General features: G+C 70.1%; 16 protein-coding genes. 7 read left to right on the top strand and 9 right to left on the bottom strand.

Going from position 1 to position 14,964, the window contains the following annotated elements; translation table 11 throughout:
- Nucleotides 1–55 precede the first annotated feature (55 nt).
- Nucleotides 56–706, bottom strand: coding sequence for a histidine phosphotransferase ChpT (gene chpT / locus HJG44_RS14750; RefSeq protein WP_171219148.1), 651 nt, complete (start codon nucleotides 704–706; stop codon nucleotides 56–58).
- A 121-nt stretch (nucleotides 707–827) separates the two neighbouring features.
- Here chpT and HJG44_RS14755 point away from each other — a divergent pair, with 121 nt between their 5' ends.
- On the top strand, nucleotides 828–1,646 hold the full coding sequence (locus tag HJG44_RS14755) for a 3'(2'),5'-bisphosphate nucleotidase CysQ family protein (protein ID WP_246736268.1): 819 nt from the start codon (nucleotides 828–830) through the stop codon (nucleotides 1,644–1,646).
- Here HJG44_RS14755 and HJG44_RS14760 read toward each other — a convergent pair.
- Complete coding sequence (locus tag HJG44_RS14760) at nucleotides 1,643–2,149, bottom strand: YHS domain-containing (seleno)protein (protein WP_171219150.1); 507 nt, start codon at nucleotides 2,147–2,149, stop codon at nucleotides 1,643–1,645. The genes HJG44_RS14755 and HJG44_RS14760 overlap by 4 nt on opposite strands.
- A 121-nt stretch (nucleotides 2,150–2,270) precedes the next feature.
- Between HJG44_RS14760 and HJG44_RS14765 the strand changes: the two genes are divergently transcribed.
- From HJG44_RS14765 to HJG44_RS14775, 3 genes are all read left to right on the top strand, one after another.
- Nucleotides 2,271–2,849: a DUF1134 domain-containing protein gene (locus tag HJG44_RS14765; RefSeq protein WP_171219151.1), complete on the top strand. Its 579-nt coding sequence runs from the start codon at nucleotides 2,271–2,273 to the stop codon at nucleotides 2,847–2,849.
- A 70-nt stretch (nucleotides 2,850–2,919) separates the two neighbouring features.
- On the top strand, nucleotides 2,920–3,225 hold the full coding sequence (locus HJG44_RS14770; protein WP_171219152.1) for a hypothetical protein: 306 nt from the start codon (nucleotides 2,920–2,922) through the stop codon (nucleotides 3,223–3,225).
- Between the two features lie 60 nt (nucleotides 3,226–3,285).
- Nucleotides 3,286–4,071 carry an SDR family oxidoreductase gene (locus HJG44_RS14775; protein ID WP_171219153.1) on the top strand — a complete coding sequence of 262 codons (786 nt, stop codon included), beginning with the start codon at nucleotides 3,286–3,288 and terminating at the stop codon, nucleotides 4,069–4,071.
- Between the two features lie 12 nt (nucleotides 4,072–4,083).
- Here HJG44_RS14775 and HJG44_RS14780 read toward each other — a convergent pair whose 3' ends face one another.
- The 5 genes from HJG44_RS14780 to HJG44_RS14800 all read right to left on the bottom strand — a co-directional run bounded on the left by HJG44_RS14780 (nucleotide 4,084) and on the right by HJG44_RS14800 (nucleotide 8,074).
- Nucleotides 4,084–4,428 (bottom strand): hypothetical protein, encoded by a 345-nt coding sequence (locus HJG44_RS14780; protein ID WP_171219154.1) that lies wholly within the window; start codon nucleotides 4,426–4,428, stop codon nucleotides 4,084–4,086.
- Between the two features lie 103 nt (nucleotides 4,429–4,531).
- Nucleotides 4,532–5,395, bottom strand: coding sequence for a D-amino-acid transaminase (locus HJG44_RS14785; RefSeq protein WP_171219155.1), 864 nt, complete (start codon nucleotides 5,393–5,395; stop codon nucleotides 4,532–4,534).
- Between the two features lie 81 nt (nucleotides 5,396–5,476).
- Complete coding sequence (locus tag HJG44_RS14790; RefSeq protein ID WP_171219156.1) at nucleotides 5,477–6,499, bottom strand: 5-oxoprolinase subunit C family protein; 1,023 nt, start codon at nucleotides 6,497–6,499, stop codon at nucleotides 5,477–5,479.
- A complete protein-coding gene (gene pxpB, locus HJG44_RS14795) occupies nucleotides 6,496–7,215 on the bottom strand; it encodes a 5-oxoprolinase subunit PxpB (protein ID WP_171219157.1) in 720 nt (239 codons plus the stop codon). The genes HJG44_RS14790 and pxpB overlap by 4 nt, the downstream gene beginning before the upstream one ends.
- Before the next feature lie 34 nt (nucleotides 7,216–7,249).
- Nucleotides 7,250–8,074, bottom strand: coding sequence for a tetratricopeptide repeat protein (locus HJG44_RS14800; protein WP_171219158.1), 825 nt, complete (start codon nucleotides 8,072–8,074; stop codon nucleotides 7,250–7,252).
- 73 nt (nucleotides 8,075–8,147) lie between these two features.
- Between HJG44_RS14800 and HJG44_RS14805 the strand changes: the two genes are divergently transcribed.
- The 3 genes from HJG44_RS14805 to HJG44_RS14815 are packed head-to-tail and all read left to right on the top strand — an operon-like array spanning nucleotide 8,148 to nucleotide 10,965.
- A complete protein-coding gene (locus HJG44_RS14805) occupies nucleotides 8,148–9,530 on the top strand; it encodes a leucyl aminopeptidase family protein (protein ID WP_171219159.1) in 1,383 nt (460 codons plus the stop codon).
- 40 nt (nucleotides 9,531–9,570) lie between these two features.
- The gene (locus HJG44_RS14810) at nucleotides 9,571–10,458 is read left to right on the top strand and encodes a C40 family peptidase (RefSeq protein WP_171219160.1); all 888 of its coding nucleotides are present in this window, start codon (nucleotides 9,571–9,573) and stop codon (nucleotides 10,456–10,458) included.
- A gap of 24 nt (nucleotides 10,459–10,482) precedes the next feature.
- Complete coding sequence (locus HJG44_RS14815) at nucleotides 10,483–10,965, top strand: hypothetical protein (RefSeq protein ID WP_171219161.1); 483 nt, start codon at nucleotides 10,483–10,485, stop codon at nucleotides 10,963–10,965.
- A gap of 9 nt (nucleotides 10,966–10,974) precedes the next feature.
- On the opposite strand, the gene HJG44_RS14820 is transcribed toward HJG44_RS14815, so the two are convergent.
- Complete coding sequence (locus HJG44_RS14820) at nucleotides 10,975–12,933, bottom strand: hypothetical protein (protein WP_171219162.1); 1,959 nt, start codon at nucleotides 12,931–12,933, stop codon at nucleotides 10,975–10,977.
- 177 nt (nucleotides 12,934–13,110) lie between these two features.
- On the bottom strand, nucleotides 13,111–14,934 hold the full coding sequence (gene typA / locus HJG44_RS14825; RefSeq protein ID WP_171219163.1) for a translational GTPase TypA: 1,824 nt from the start codon (nucleotides 14,932–14,934) through the stop codon (nucleotides 13,111–13,113).
- Between the last annotated feature and the right edge of the window lie 30 nt (nucleotides 14,935–14,964).

A 14,964-nucleotide genomic window follows, 5' to 3' on the forward strand; every position in this document is an offset into this window, starting at 1 on the left:
TCGACCATGGTCACGGAAGGTTGATGTTCCGTTGCCTTGGCGGCCTTTCGGCCTCTCAGGCGCGCTCGGCCCGGATCTCGACGGTGTCGCCGTCAAGTTTCATCGTGACGCCCATCCCGGCCGCCTTCGCGACAAGGCCCGTATAGAAGGGCTGGATCGCATGGGCGTCGACGACGCCGCTTTCCGGCTCGCCCCGGATCAGTGCCTCCGCATGGGCCGGGACGCGGGCGTTCAGCCCCTTGGCGGAGAGCACGAAGGTCGGGACGTCCTCGTCGGTCTCGCCGGCCTTCACGTCGACATCGATGGAGCCGCCGCGGGGGATGGCGTTCGTGGCGAGCATCACAAGGTTCAGGAGGAGCTTCACCCGATTTTTCGGCATGAGTATCCGCGGCGCTGACCAGGTCAGCCTGATCTTGTCGTCGCCGAACATCCCCTTGGCGACCGCTTCGGCATCGCCGAGATCGATCGCGGCTCCGGCCGAGCCCGCAGCCCCGAAGGCGAGCCGCGCGAACTGAAGCCGCGCCGAAGCCTGGGTCGCGCTCTTCCGGATGAGGTCGAGCGCGAAATCCTGCATGGAGGCGTCGTTGTCCTCCTCCAGCACCTCGAGCCCGTTCACGATGGCCCCCACGGGGCTGATCACGTCGTGGCAGACGCGCGAGCACAGAAGCGCCGCGAGGTCGAGAGGATCGAGCGTGACCGCTGCCATGCGAGAAGGCTCCGGCGGGGCGCCAGGTTGCCCCCGCGAATCGGACCTGGGATAACGGCCGCCCCTCGGCTTGAAAAGCGGCCCGGCAGCACGGTTCGTCGGCGCACCGCACGAAATGTGGATGAACGCCAATCCCCGACCCGACCCGGACGAAACCGCGCGCCGGCTCGGCGCCATCGCGGCGGAGGCCGGCCGCTTTCTCGCCTCCGTGGCCGACCGAGGCGGCGGCCGGAGGCTGAAGGAGGACGGCTCGCCCACCACCGCGGCCGATCTCGAATCCGAGCGGCTGATCCTTGCCCGGCTGCGGGAGGCCTGGCCCGCCATCCCGGTCGTGGCGGAGGAGAGCGCCGGCAGCACGGCCTGCGCCGAGCTCTTCTTCCTGGTCGACCCGCTGGACGGTACCCGCGACTACCTGACCGGCTCCGGCGAGTATTCGGTGAATATCGCGCTCGTTGCAGGAGCCCGCCCGATCGCGGCCGCGATCGCGGTGCCTGAAGCGGGGCGGGTCTGGACGGCGGGAACGGCCGCCACGGTCGGACGCATATCCGCAGAGGGCGTCGAGGACTGGGTTCCTGCCAGCGTCCGCCGGGCACCTGAGGACGGGCTTGTCGCCCTGGTCAGCCGACGGCACGGGGACGCGGCGACCGAGGCATGCCTGTCCGCCCTCCAGGTGGCCGAGCGTCGGGTCGCGTCCTCGGCTTACAAGTTCTGCCTGGTCGCCTCCGGAGAGGCCGATCTCTACGTCCGGTGCGGCGCGACCATGGAATGGGATACGGCCGCCGGCGATCACATCGCGACGATGGCGGGTGCGACGGTCACCGGACCGGCGGGACCGCTGACCTACGGCCATGCGGAGCGGGGATACCGGAACGGGCCCTTCGCGGTGCTGGGCGATGCTGCGCTGGCCCCTCGGCTGAAGCTGCCGGAGACGTGCCCCTAGCCGCGCACGAGCACCTTCTGCAGCCGCGACCAGTTCGACTCCGCGCGCGCCGCTTCCCCCGGATCGGCCTCGAACCGCGTCCGGGCCGCTCGCGTCCGAAACAGATACAGGCGCCCGGCCCTGACCAGGAAGATATCGGGATCGGCCTCCACGAGGCGGCCCTCGGCGGCAGCGGCTGCGTCGTAGCCTCCGATCTGCGGCGCGAAGACCTCGGGCGAGCGCAGGAAGGCGGCGCGGTTCGCCGCAGTCGCGAAGCGCCACCCCAGCCCGGCCCACACGGCCTCGTGCTCCCGGCCGCCTGCGGCGGGCGCACCTTCAAGCTGGTAGGTGACGGGGTCGCGACCGTGGAGCGCGAGGCCGGAGAGCGGGTCTGCGGCGTAGAATTCGGCCGCGCCGAGAACCTCCGGCAGGAGCGCAGTGGCTCCCGGCTTCGCGGATGCAGCGGGGAACGCAAGCAACAGCAGGCCGGACAGGAGCATGCGCGAAAGCGCGACAGATTTCATTAAGGTTGACGGTTTAGCTTCGCCGGATTCTCGGCCGACGCGGTATGCAGGACGGCGGCCGAAGGACTCGTAAACGCGGTCCGTGCAAGTCTCGCGACCGGGCCGCAGAGGGAGACAAGCCATGCGGCGCAACCTCACGCCCGGAGTGATCCTCGCGATCTGCCTCACCCTGCTGGCGAGCTCCGCCTTCGCGCGCGGGCCCCGCGCCGACAGCCCCGACACGTTCTCGGCCAACGAACTCCTCGATTCCGGCCATCAGTTTTTCGGTAGCGTCTCGCGCGGCCTCGCGCTGGCCATCAGGGAGGCGGTCCGCCGCTGGGGCGAGCCGGACGGGTACATCCTGGGCCAGGAGGGATCGGGCGCGTTCTTCGGGGGTGTCCGCTACGGCGAGGGCACGCTGTACAAGCGGCACGGGCAGCGCCACCGGGTCTTCTGGCAGGGCCCGACCCTCGGCTTCGACGTGGGCGGCGAGGGTGCCCGCACCATGATGCTGGTCTACAATCTCAACAGCCTGCCAGAGCTCTACAAGCGGTTCGCCGAGATCGACGGCTCCGCCTATCTCGTCGCGGGCGTCGGGCTGACGGCCGCCCGGGCCGACGACACGGTGATCGTGCCCATCCGGACGGGAGTCGGCCTGCGGCTGGGGGTGAATGTGGGATATCTGAAGTTCACCGACGCCCCGACCTGGAACCCCTTCTAGCTTCCGCTGGCGGACAGGGCCGCGGAATGCGACAGGCAGCCCGGCTCTGCGTACCGGTTTCCACGCGCCCGTGCCCGACATCCTCCTGCTTCTGACCGGCTTCCTCGCTGGCGCGTTCGCTGCGGCTGCCGCACTCGTGCCGAAGCTGAGGCAGGCGCGCACGACGGCGGCCTTGCTCGAGACGGAGCTCTCCGCTGCGCGGCGCGACCGGGGCGCGATGGAGGCCGAGCTCCAGGCCGCGCACGATGCCCTCGATGCGCGGGACCGCGAAATCAGGATCGAGAATGCCGAGCTGCGCCGCCGCATGGACGAGCTTGCGGACATGATCATGCGGCAGGAGGGCGCCGCACCGCCTCCCGCCGCGTCGGAGCCCTGACCCGCCTCGTTGCCCCGCCGGGCAGGGAACGGTAAGCCGCCCCCGACACGGGAGGACGGGATGGATCTGGGTCTCAAGGGCAAGCGGGCGCTGGTGCTTTCCTCAAGCCGCGGGCTCGGCCGGGGCATAGCCGAGGCGATCGCGGGGGAAGGCGCAGACGTCTTCATGACGGCGCGCAGCGAGGACAAGCTGAAGGCAGCGGCGGAAGCCATCAACGCGCGGGGCAGCGGCAAGGCCTCCTACATGGCGGCCGACCTGAAGACGGACCTGGAGGGCATTCACCGGAGGGCCGTCGAGGCGCTCGGAGGGCCGATCGACATCCTGGTCGCAAACACGGGCGGCCCGCCCGCCGGTACGGCGCTCGGCGTCGACCCAGAACTCTGGACGGCGCAGTTCGAGGCGATGGTGCTGCCGGTCATCAGGCTCGCCGGCCTGGTCATCGGCCCGATGCGCGAGCGCGGCTTCGGGCGGATTCTTGTCGTCGCCTCCTCCGGGGTCATTCAGCCGATCCCGAACCTGGTGATCTCGAATACGCTCCGCTCCTCGCTCGTCGGCTGGTCCAAGACCTTGTCGAACGAGGTCGCGGCGGACGGCGTCACCGTCAACATGATCCTGCCCGGCCGGATCGAAACGGACCGCACGGGCGAGCTCGACGCCGCCAACGCCAAGAAGCAGAACACGACCGTCGAGGAGATCGCGCGCGCCGCCCGTGCCTCCATTCCGGCCGGTCGCTACGGCCGGGTGCAGGAATTCGCCGATGTCGCGGCCTTCCTCGTCTCCGAGCGGGCGAGCTATGTCACGGGCAGCCTCATCCGGGTGGATGGCGGCGCGATCAGGTCGGTCTGAGCCCGCCGGGAGCTACTTCGGATCGAGGCGGGGATTGCCGCCGGGGCTGCCCGGCGGCGGGATCACGGGGGTCGTGCCCGGATTGGGGACCGGCGGCCTCACGGTCATGTCTGGACCCGTATCGGGCGGCCTGATGACGCCGTCCGTCCGGTCGAGCCGCTCGCTGAGAGACCCCGTCGAGCCGGTCGAATCGATCTTCTCGGGCACAGTATTGTGCGGGGCCGGCATATTTGGATCGCGCGGCTGCTGCTGAACCGGATTTGCGGGTGCCGTCCGCGTCTGCGCCGCCGCGCTGCCGGCCAGGGCGGCTGACAGCGCGATCGCCAGGGTTCCGGCCTTGATGATGCATCCGGACATCGGGACCTGCCATAGCTTGGGTGCGCTGCCGTCCGGCAGCGGACCGAGGGCGTTTGGCGGTCAACCGCGCGCCGAGCGCGCAGGTTCCGGGCAGAGAAGCCGTTCAGGCGGCCTTGGCCGGCGCCTCGGCGAGCTCGAAATAGAGCGCCCGCAGCCGGAGTGCGAGCGGGCCTGGCCTGCCCGTCCCGACGGGCTTCCCGTCGATCGCGACGACCGGCATGACGATGGAGGACGCGCTCGTGACGAAGGCCTCTTCCGCTCCATGCGCCTCCTCGACCGTGAAGAGCCGCTCCTCGACCGCAAGCCCCGCCTCCTTGGCGAGCTTCATGACCGCGAGGCGCGTGATCCCGGGCAGGACGGCGTTGGAGAGCGGCCGCGTGATGAGCCGCTTCTCGGGCGTGATGATGAAGGCCGTCGAGGACGAGCCTTCCGTGACGTAGCCGTCTTCCACCATCCAGGCGTCACCCACGCCGGCTTCGACCGCGGCCTGCTTGGCGAGCACCTGCCCGAGCAGTCCGACGGACTTGATGTCACGGCGTTTCCAGCGCTGGTCCGGCACGGTTATGACCGCGATCCCGGTCTGCGCGAGCGGCGAGTGGCGGATGTTCTTCGGCTGGGTGAACATGACCACCGTGGGCGGCGTGTCCGCGGGCGGAAAGGCGAAATCCCGCTCCGCCGCCCCGCGCGTCACCTCCATGTAGACGAGCCCTTCGGCCAGGTTGTTGCGCCGGACGAGCTCCTCCTCGAGCCTGGTCCATTCGGCGCTGGAGTAGGGATTGCGGATGCGGATCTCGCCGAGCGAGCGGTCGAGGCGTGCGAGGTGGGCCTCGTTGTCCACGAGCCGGCCGTCCAGCACCGCGGCCACCTCGTAGATCCCGTCCGCGAACAGGAAGCCCCGGTCCATCACCGGGATCTTGGCCTCCTCGAAGGGCACGAAGGACCCGTTGAGGAACACGATACGGGACATGAGGCTCTCCTGACGGCGGCAACGGCCTTAGCAACAGAGGTGCCGCACTGTGCGAGGGGCTGCAAGCCCGGCCGGCGCGGGTCACGGCTCCGGTGCGAGGGCGTTCGAGGCATGGCCGGCGAGATTGAGGCCAAGCAGCGCCTCCACATCCGGCACCACGCCCCGGATCGGCTTGGCCGCACGAGACAGATTTGCGATGCAATCCGCATAGGCTCGCGCGAGCTCCTGCGCCTCCTCGATCGGGATCGCCCTGAACCTGACCGGAGCGCCGGGGCGCCTTTGCGCCAGAATTCGGAGATCGGGCGTGATTACGGTCGCAATCTTAGGGTATCCCCCCGTGGTCTGGTGATCCACCATCATGACGATCGGCACGCCCGAGCCCGGCACCTGGACGGAGCCCGCGACGATCCCATCCGACACGATGTTGAAGCCGTGCAGATGGGCGATGGGAGGCCCGGCGAGGCGGTATCCCATCCGATCGGCCTCGGGGGAGACGACGTAGCTGGTGTCGAGGAAGGCCGCGACAGCTTCCTCGCCGAAATAGTCGGCCTGCGGCCCGAGCACGACCCGGATGGGCGCGTCCGGGTCCAAGAGGACCGGGTCGAGCGCGAGTTCGGGGCCGGCGGGCGCGATATCCCGGAGCGGCAGTTCGTCCCCTGCCCGGAGCGGACGGCCATGGAGCCCGCCGATCCCGGCTCGCGGATGGAGCGACAGGCTGTCGAGTTCCGGCGGAACCGCCAATCCGCCGGCCACCGCGAGATACATGAAGACGCCCGCCTGGGCCGGACCGACGGAGAGGGTTTCGCCCGGCTTCAGCGTGACGGAGGTCCCGGGCGCGACCGGCCGCCCAGCCGCGGAGACCGCCGCGGGTGCGCCCGCCACGGCCAGTCGCACCATTTCGTCGGCCGCCTCGTAGAGGCCGCCCATCAGGGTCATCTCGATCCCGGCCGCCCCCGGCCCGTTGCCCACGAGCACGTTGGCGTGCGCGAGCGCGAGCCGGTCCATGGCGCCCGAACTCGAGACACCGAACCGCCGCCAGCCGACCCGGCCTGCATCCTGCAGGCTCGTCATCGGCCCGCACGACCTGACGATCAACCGGGTCATGTAGCGGGTTCTGCCACGATCTCACCCGCGGCCGCCGCACGGTCGAGCTCGGAGAAGGTCTCGGGATCGATCCTGCGGAAGCGCACCCGGTCGCCGGGCCGGAGCAGGAAGACCGGGTCGCGGCCCGGCATGAAGTTTCGCACGGGCGTGCGGCCGAGGAGATGCCACCCAGAGGGCGCCTCGATGGAGGCAACGAGGGCCTGGACGCCCCCGATGGAGATGGTGCCCGGCGGCGTCCTGAGCCGCGGCGTCGTCCGGCGAGGCGTTGCGATCGTGGGATCTAGCCCGCCGAGATAGGCGAAACCCGGCAAGAAGCCGATCATGTAGACCCGATAGGTCGGCGCCGAATGGCGGCGCACCAGCTCGTCCGGCGTGATGCCGTGGACGGCCGCCGTCGCCTCCAGATCGATCCCGTGTTCGCCGCCATAAGCGACCGGGATGGTCCAGGTGGCGCCGCTCGCGGGCGCTGTGCCGGCCGTTCGAGACGCCTCGACGAGCGCTTCGGCCAGCTCTGCGAAGCCGATGGCGGTCGGGTCGTAATGGACGAGGAGAGAGCGGTAGGTCGGGACTGTCTCGACGAGCCAGGGACGACCGGCCAGCACGGCGTCGAGCGCCAGCACGTGCGCGTTCAGGGCCGGATCGATGGCGTCCCCGAACTCGACCGCGACCGCGGCGTCGCCGCAGGGGAGGATGCGAGGTTCGGGAGCGTCCGCCATTCCCCGCGAACCTAGCGGGGCAGCAGCCTTCTCGCTACCCGTTCTGGCCGGTCTTTTCGGCTGCGGGCTTGACCTCGGCCTGCTGCCGCAGCGCCTTCCAGCTGTTCGGCTGCGCTACCATCCGCTTGATGGATGCGAGCGTCTGGGTGGCCTCCTGGGGCGGCATGTCCTGCCGCAGCACGGCTTCGGCCTCCCCGAATTTGCCCTGCAGACCGAGTACGAGCGCGAGGTTCTGCCTGACCCGCCCGTCGGCCCGCGGATGGAGGGCCGCCTGCCGCAGGATCACCTCGCCCTCGGGCAGACGCTTCGCAAGCGCGTAGGAGAGGCCCTGATTGGTGAGGACCGAGGGCTCGCCCGGGACGATCCGGAGCGCGGCCTCGTAGTATCGCTGGGCTCCGACGAAGTCGCCGAGCTGATCGGCGACCGTACCCTGGACCGACAGGATGCGCCAGTCGGGCCGCTCGGGCAGATGCGCCTTGGCGAGGACCTCCTGCGCCTCCTTGAGCCGCCCGGCCTCGGCGAGCGCTTTTCCGTAGGCCGCCAGGACCGAGAGCGTGCGCGGATTGCGGATCGCCGCCTGCTGCAGCACGGCGACCGCCTGAGCGTGCTGGCCGAGCTTTCGCAGCGTGCCGGCATAGGCCACGGCCGTCTCGGCGTCGCCCGGATTGGCCTCGAACCTCTGCCCGAGCGCCTCGGAGGACTGGCGAAGCGAGCTCTCCGAGACCGGAGCGGTGGACGCGACGGAGCCCGTCGTCTCCGGCGCGCCCCGGCCGAGGCAGCCCCCGAGCCACAGCGCGAGGAGTCCCGCCCCGGCAAGGCGGGCGCATACGGCGAGCGGTTGCGGAGGGGTGAAGGCCATGACAGGAACCCCGGACGATCTCCGCTCCGGTCGTAGTTCGTTAACCCTAACGCCCCGTTAAGCTCCTCCGCCGATGCTCCACCACGCCTTCGCCCTTTCCGGCGAGAACGCCGTCCCTGTCCGGCTGACGACGGAGGAGCGGTGGCCGGCACTCGCGGCCGAGCTCGATCCGATCGGCCGCGCCTATGCGGAGGCGATCGGGTTCGACGGCAAGGCCGGCAGCCTCGCGCCCGTCCCCGACGCGTCCGGCGCGGTGGGATCCGTCCTGGTCGGGATGGGGGCGAAAGACGCGACGGATCCCTTCGATCTGGCCCGTCTGGCGACCTCTCTCCCCGAAGGAACGTACCGGCTCGCGGACCCGCCTGACGAGCCGGCGCTCGCGGCTCTCGGCTTCGCGCTCGGATCCTATCGGTTCGACCGCTATCGCGAGCGGCCCGGCAAGGATGTCCGGCTCTTGCTCCCGGAGGGCGTCGACGGCGAGGAGCTGAGCCGCATCGCGCAAGCCGTCGCGATGGGGCGCGACCTGATCAACACCCCGGCGAACGACCTCGGACCGGACGGAATCGAGGAGGCGGCGCGGCGTCTGGCCGAGCGGCACGGGGCGGAGATCCGCGTCACGACCGGCGACGACCTGCTCGACGCGGATCTCCCCATGATCCACGCGGTCGGGCGCGCCGCCGAGCGGGCGCCCCGCCTCGTCGACATGGTCTGGGGGGAGCAGGGGGCACCGCCGGTCACGCTCGTTGGCAAGGGCGTTGCCTTCGACACCGGCGGGCTCGACATCAAGCCCTCCTCGGCCATGCTGCTGATGAAGAAGGATATGGGCGGGGCGGCGACGGCGCTCGCGCTGGCCGACATGGTCATGGGCGCGGGCTTGAAGCTTCGCCTGCGCGTGCTCATCCCGGCTGTCGAGAACGCGATCTCGGGCGCATCCTTCCGGCCCGGCGACGTGCTTCGCAGCCGAAAGGGGCTCTCGGTCGAGATCGGCAACACGGACGCGGAGGGGAGGCTCATCCTGGCGGATGCGCTGGCGCTGGCCGACGAGGAGGCGCCGGAGCTGATGGTGGATTTCGCAACGCTCACCGGCGCGGCGCGCGTGGCGCTCGGGCCGGAGCTCCCCCCGTTCTATACGCGGGACGACGTTCTGGCCGAGGACGTCGCGCGTCTTGCCCGCACGGTGCGAGACCCCGTCTGGCGGCTGCCGCTGTGGCAGCCCTACGGCAAGATGCTCGAATCCAAGATCGCCGACACGAGCAACGTCTCGAGCGGCGGCTTTGCCGGCTCGATCACGGCGGCGCTCTTTCTGGCGCGCTTCGTGACGGCTGCGAGGGCCTACCTTCATTTCGACATCTATGGCTGGAACCCTTCAGCGAAGCCGGCTCGGCCGGAAGGGGGCGAAGTGCAGGCGGCGCGCCTCGTCTATGCCCTGCTGAAGGAGCGATATCCCGCCTCCTGAGCAGGCACGTTAACCCGTCATGCTGGATGGTCCCGGGGCAATGGCCACCTTCGACAAGCGCCTCACGCCGGCGCGCTCCGACCTCGCCGACGAGCGCCTGCGCGGCCTCGTCGACGCTCCGCGCTATGTCGCGGGCGCGGCACGCAGGGTCACGGCTCCCTCTGCTCCGCTCCGGCGCGAGCCCTATCCCGACGCGCCGCTCGACACCGAAGTTCTTATGGGCGATCCGGTGACCGTCTATGACGAGCATGAGGGCTATGCCTGGGTGCAACTCGGAAGCGACGGCTATGTCGGCTACATGCCGAGCGAGGCGCTCGGCCCGGCCGCCCCGGCCCCGACACACAGGGTCACGGCGCTGCGGAGCTTCGTTTACCCGGGTCCGAACCTGAAGCTGCCGCACAGCGCCTTCCTCTCGCTCGGCGCGGTCGTGACCCCGGTCGAGGTCAGGAACGAGTATGTCCGCCTGTCAACCGGCGGCTGGGTCTTCGGCGGTCACCTCAGCCAGATGCACGAACACGCGGCGGATTTCGTCGCGGTGGCCGAACGGCTCGTCGGAACGCCCTATCTCTGGGGCGGAAAGACCAGTCTGGGGCTAGACTGCTCCGGCCTGGTCCAGCTCTCGCTCGCTATGGCCGGGATGGCCGCGCCGCGCGACACTGACATGCAGCAGAGCGCCCTCGGGACCGAGGTCGGACCGGATCCGGGCCTCCGGCGGGGCGACCTCGTATTCTGGCACGGCCATGTCGGCATCATGCTGGACGAAGCACGGCTTCTGCATGCCAACGGCCATCACATGGCGGTCGCGATCGAGGAGCTGGCCGAAGCCGAGCACCGCATCCGGGAGAAGAGCTTCGGGCCGATCACGGCCGTGAAGCGTCTGGAGCGGCCCGGACGGACGGACGGCACCGTCGACCGCCCCGGGCATTGATGCTGGCCCGACCCGAGCCCGAGCATGCGAACGGCCCCATCTCTCCGCGCCATTATCCCGGCGACCTGCCTCCTACTTGCCGGCCCCGCCTTCGGGCAGAGCCTTGCGGAGATGCGGGAGCGCTCCGCCACGATCGCGGAACGCTATCTCGCGGTCTGGTCGTCCAGCGGCGATCTCTCGATCGAAGGCGTACCCTATGTCTATGGCCCGCGGGTCACCTTCTACGGCCGCAGCCTCGACTGGCGGGGACTCGCGGCCGAGAAGCGGCGGGCGGTGCGGCGCTGGCCCGTCCGGTCCTACCGGCACCGGCCCGGCTCCATGCAGGTGATCTGCAACGGCGAGACGCGGCGCTGCGCCGTCCGCTCGATCATCGACTACCGAGTGGCAAACCCCACAACAGGACGCCGGGCTAGCGGGGCGGCAAGCTTCGATCTCGGCATCAGCTTCGCCGGGCCGCGCCCGGTCATCCTCTACGAGACCGGCCGCCCGCTTCGGCGGGGCAACTGACGGCGCGGCCTATTCGCCGCTCAGCCAGCCCAGGATGCCGCCGACCGGACGCCGCACATAGTAGCCGCGCGGCGGCGCGCCCTCCGTGTAGTAGCGCCGGCGTTCGACATAGGTCCGGCTTCGGACCGGCGCATCCGGATAGACCCACTCGCCATAGGCCGGCCGCCCGCGGCGGCCTTCGTAGGGCGGATCGTAGCGGTGATGAGGGTTGTAGGCTTCCAGGTGGCGGCCGCGGCGTGCAGCGCGCGCCTCGCGCTGAGCATGCCTGCGCGCCTCCGCCTCAGCACGGGCGGTATCGCGGCGCGCGCGCCGCTCGGCTGCCGCCTTCTCCGCCTGGGCGGCCAGGCGGGTGCGCTCCGCTTCCCTTGCCCTCCTGTCGGCCTCGTGCTTGGCATCCGCTTCGGCGCGGGCGGCCTCCTGCTGGGCGAGACGAGTCTTTGCGGCTTCCTCCGCCTCGGCAGCGAGTCGGGCGCGTTCGGCTTCCTTGGCCTTCTGCTCGGCGAGCCGTTTGGCTTCAGCCTCGGCTCGCAGCGCCTCCCGCTCGGCCGCGAGCCGAACCTGTTCTTCCCGGGCGGCCTCCTTTGCCCTGGCAACCTGTTCGAGCCGAGCAGCCCTCTCTGCCCTGCGCCGCTCCTCGCGTTCGATGCGGGCGAGTTCGCGCCGCTCCCGCGCCGTGAGCCGCCGTTCGGAAGGCTGCGCCGATGCGGTCTCCCCTGCCGGGCCGGGCTGATCCGGTACCGTAACGGTCACGGGGCCTCCCGCCGGAGCACCGGCCTGGAGAGACGTCACGGCCACTGCCTCGCGGCTCTCATTGGCGAAAACGGGCGCCGATGTAGGAGCGGCCGGAGCGGCGGCGGTTCCCGCCGGGGCGACCATAACCGGGGGCACCGCCGCGACGTTTGCCCCCGGAGCAACGTCCGACGCGGGCGCGACGCTCTGGCCCGGCGCCGCCTGCGAGGGCACGAGCACGGTCGCGCCTGCTGTGGCCGGTACGAGCTGGGCCGGTGGGGCGGGCGCGATGACGGCAGGAGATGCCGCGGCCGGGCGGAGCTGCTGCGCTGCGAGAAGCGTCGAGGCGGCGACATCGCCCGGGGCGGCCGGCCGCTCGGCCTGCGCCGGTTGAGGCGAAGGGAGCCTTGCGGTGCCCGTGTCAGGCTCGCCGGCCGGAGAGCGACGGGCGGCCTCGGCCAAGGCCCGGGAGGGCTGGGCGGCCGGTACCAGGGGAGCGGCCGGAGTGGTCTGTGCCGTAGCTTCGAGTGGCCGGCCGACGCCGATGCGTGCCGGATTCCCGGGCTCGCTCGCCTCTACGAGCTCACTGCCCTCGCCCGGAACCACGGGCGGAACGGCGGAGAGGTAGGTCCGGTCGATCGGGATGATCCGGACGTTGCGAGCAGGAGGCTCCTTGCGTTCGCTCGCTGCCGGCTTCTCGGTCGGCTCGGCGAGCTTGATCGACTGAACCGGGCGGCGCGGCTTCGGCGGCGCGGCCGGTTCCAGGCTCTTGGCCGGCTCCGTCCTGGGCTCGGCGGGCGGCACGGATTCCGGGAGCGTGGGCGGCGGCGCCGGACGGGGCGCCTGCGCGATCTTGAGCGGCGCAGCCTCCGCGGGCTCGGCCGCAGCTGCTTCGGCCCGAGCAGGAACTGACGGCGCATCCGATGGACGGACCGATCCAGTCTCGGCGCCACGTGCCTCCTCGTAACGAGATATCGGTTGGGATGCCGCTGCCGGGGATGGAGAGGTCCGTTCGGCCGTCACGGGGGGGCGAGGCGACTCCGCCCTGGTGCCGGCACAGCCGCGCTGAACATAAGGAAAGACCCACTCGTCGCAGACGCCCGCGACGGCCTCCGGCGCGGCCGTCGTACCCGCCGGCTTCGGCTTGAGCTGGGCGATTCCGGCCGTCCAGAGAACGCCCGCGCTGAACACCGCCGCTACGGTCAGCACGAGGCTGATCGGGCCCGTCGAGCTGCTCATCTCACCGCCTCAACAGAAGTTAAGGAAGTGTTAACCGATCCCCCGCGGATTGCCACCGGGAAGTGAGCCATCGTCGGTTCCGGCTGCCGTGCACGTGGCGCGCAGATGCAGAGAGCGTGCCTTACCGGCCAAAGGTTCCGAGGATGCGGCAGCGGCGTGCTGTCGCCGGAACCTACGTCAGGCCGCCGCGTCCTTCTGGCGCTCGGCCCGCTTGCGGTCGTTCGGATCGAGGATCGCCTTGCGCAGCCGGATCGATTTCGGAGTGACCTCTACGAGTTCGTCGTCCTGGATCCAGGCCAGCGAGCGCTCGAGCGTCATCTTGATCGGCGGCGTAAGCCGCACGGCCTCGTCCTTCGAGGTCGTGCGGATGTTCGTCAGCTTCTTGCCTTTCAAGACATTGACCTCGAGGTCGTTGTCCCGGGTGTGGATGCCGACGATCATGCCCTGGTACACCTTCCAGCCGGGCTCGATCACCATCGGGCCGCGATCCTCGAGATTCCAGAGCGCATAGGCGACCGCTTCGCCGTTGTCGTTCGAGATCAGGACGCCGTTCGTGCGGCCGGCGATCTCGCCCTTGTACGGCTCGTAGGCCTTGAAGAGGCGGTTCATGATCGCGGTGCCGCGCGTGTCGGTCATCAGCTCGGCCTGATAGCCGATCAGGCCGCGGGTCGGGGCATGGAAGACGAGCCGGAGGCGGTTGCCCCCGGACGGGCGCATCTCGACCATCTCCGCCTTACGCTCCGACATCTTCTGCACGACGATGCCGGAATGCTCCTCGTCGACGTCGATGACCACCTCCTCGACCGGCTCGAGGAGATTGCCCGCCTCGTCCTTCTGCATGACGACGCGCGGGCGCGAGACGCCGAGCTCGAAGCCTTCGCGGCGCATCGTCTCGATCAGGATGGAGAGCTGCAGCTCGCCGCGGCCGGAGACGTAGAAGGAATCCTTGTCGGAGGATTCCTCGATCTTCAGGGTGATGTTTCCCTCGGCCTCCTTGAACAGCCGGTCGCGGATCATGCGGCTCGTGACTTTGTCGCCCTCGGTGCCGGCCAAGGGCGAGTCGTTCACGATGAAGGACATCGTCACGGTCGGCGGATCGATCGGCTGTGCCTGGATGGGCGTCTCGACCGAGGGATCGCAAAACGTATCCGCGACGGAGCCCTTCACGAGTCCGGCGATGGAGACGATGTCGCCCGCCTCTCCGACCTCGATGGGCTGACGCTCGATGCCGCGGAAGGCGAGAATCTTCGACACGCGGCCGGTCTCGACCACCTTGCCGTCGCGGTCCAGGACCTTCACGGTCTGGTTTGGCTTGACGGTGCCGGACGCGATGCGGCCGGTGATGATGCGACCCAGGAAAGGGTTCGCCTCCAGCAGCGTGCCGAGCATGCGGAACGGACCGTCCTCCACCTTCGGCGGGGGCACGTGCTCGAGCACGAGGTCGAAGAGCGGGGCAAGGCTCGCATCCTCCGGCTGCTCGGGGGCGGTCGACATCCAGCCGTTGCGGCCCGAGCCATAGAGGATCGGGAAGTCGAGCTGCTCGTCGGTGGCGTCGAGCGCCGCAAAGAGATCGAAGACCTCGTTGATCACTTCGGTCGGGCGAGCATCCGGGCGGTCGACCTTGTTGATCGCCACGATCGGACGAAGGCCGATCTTCAGCGCCTTGCCGACCACGAACTTGGTCTGCGGCATCGGGCCCTCGGCCGCGTCGACCAGCACGATCACGCCGTCCACCATGGAGAGGATGCGCTCCACCTCGCCGCCGAAATCGGCGTGGCCGGGCGTATCGACGATGTTGATGCGGGTGTCCTTCCAGACGACCGAGGTCGCCTTGGCCAGGATCGTGATGCCGCGCTCCTTCTCGAGGTCGTTGGAATCCATCACCCGCTCCGCCACGCGCTGGTTCTCGCGGAACGAGCCGGATTGCTGGAGAAGCTTGTCGACCAGAGTGGTCTTGCCGTGGTCGACGTGCGCGATGATCGCGATGTTACGCAGGCTCATGGGGTCTTTGCTGTCCGCGTGCGAACGGCC

The organism is Enterovirga aerilata, from assembly GCF_013044135.1.
Lineage (GTDB): Bacteria > Pseudomonadota > Alphaproteobacteria > Rhizobiales > Beijerinckiaceae > Enterovirga > Enterovirga aerilata.

Excerpts from the sequence above, each read along its gene's own strand:
- HJG44_RS14780 (WP_171219154.1), bottom strand. The coding sequence starts at position 4,428 with ATGTCCGGATGCATCATCAAGGCCGGAACCCTGGCGATCGCGCTGTCA.
- HJG44_RS14790 (WP_171219156.1), bottom strand. The coding sequence starts at position 6,499 with ATGACCCGGTTGATCGTCAGGTCGTGCGGGCCGATGACGAGCCTGCAG.
- HJG44_RS14785 (WP_171219155.1), bottom strand. The coding sequence starts at position 5,395 with ATGTCCCGTATCGTGTTCCTCAACGGGTCCTTCGTGCCCTTCGAGGAG.
- HJG44_RS14760 (WP_171219150.1), bottom strand. The coding sequence starts at position 2,149 with ATGAAATCTGTCGCGCTTTCGCGCATGCTCCTGTCCGGCCTGCTGTTG.
- HJG44_RS14810 (WP_171219160.1), top strand. The coding sequence starts at position 9,571 with ATGGCCACCTTCGACAAGCGCCTCACGCCGGCGCGCTCCGACCTCGCC.
- HJG44_RS14815 (WP_171219161.1), top strand. The coding sequence starts at position 10,483 with ATGCGAACGGCCCCATCTCTCCGCGCCATTATCCCGGCGACCTGCCTC.
- HJG44_RS14755 (WP_246736268.1), top strand. The coding sequence starts at position 828 with ATGAACGCCAATCCCCGACCCGACCCGGACGAAACCGCGCGCCGGCTC.
- typA (WP_171219163.1), bottom strand. The coding sequence starts at position 14,934 with ATGAGCCTGCGTAACATCGCGATCATCGCGCACGTCGACCACGGCAAG.
- pxpB (WP_171219157.1), bottom strand. The coding sequence starts at position 7,215 with ATGGCGGACGCTCCCGAACCTCGCATCCTCCCCTGCGGCGACGCCGCG.
- HJG44_RS14800 (WP_171219158.1), bottom strand. The coding sequence starts at position 8,074 with ATGGCCTTCACCCCTCCGCAACCGCTCGCCGTATGCGCCCGCCTTGCC.
- chpT (WP_171219148.1), bottom strand. The coding sequence starts at position 706 with ATGGCAGCGGTCACGCTCGATCCTCTCGACCTCGCGGCGCTTCTGTGC.
- HJG44_RS14805 (WP_171219159.1), top strand. The coding sequence starts at position 8,148 with ATGCTCCACCACGCCTTCGCCCTTTCCGGCGAGAACGCCGTCCCTGTC.
- HJG44_RS14775 (WP_171219153.1), top strand. The coding sequence starts at position 3,286 with ATGGATCTGGGTCTCAAGGGCAAGCGGGCGCTGGTGCTTTCCTCAAGC.
- HJG44_RS14765 (WP_171219151.1), top strand. The coding sequence starts at position 2,271 with ATGCGGCGCAACCTCACGCCCGGAGTGATCCTCGCGATCTGCCTCACC.
- HJG44_RS14820 (WP_171219162.1), bottom strand. The coding sequence starts at position 12,933 with ATGAGCAGCTCGACGGGCCCGATCAGCCTCGTGCTGACCGTAGCGGCG.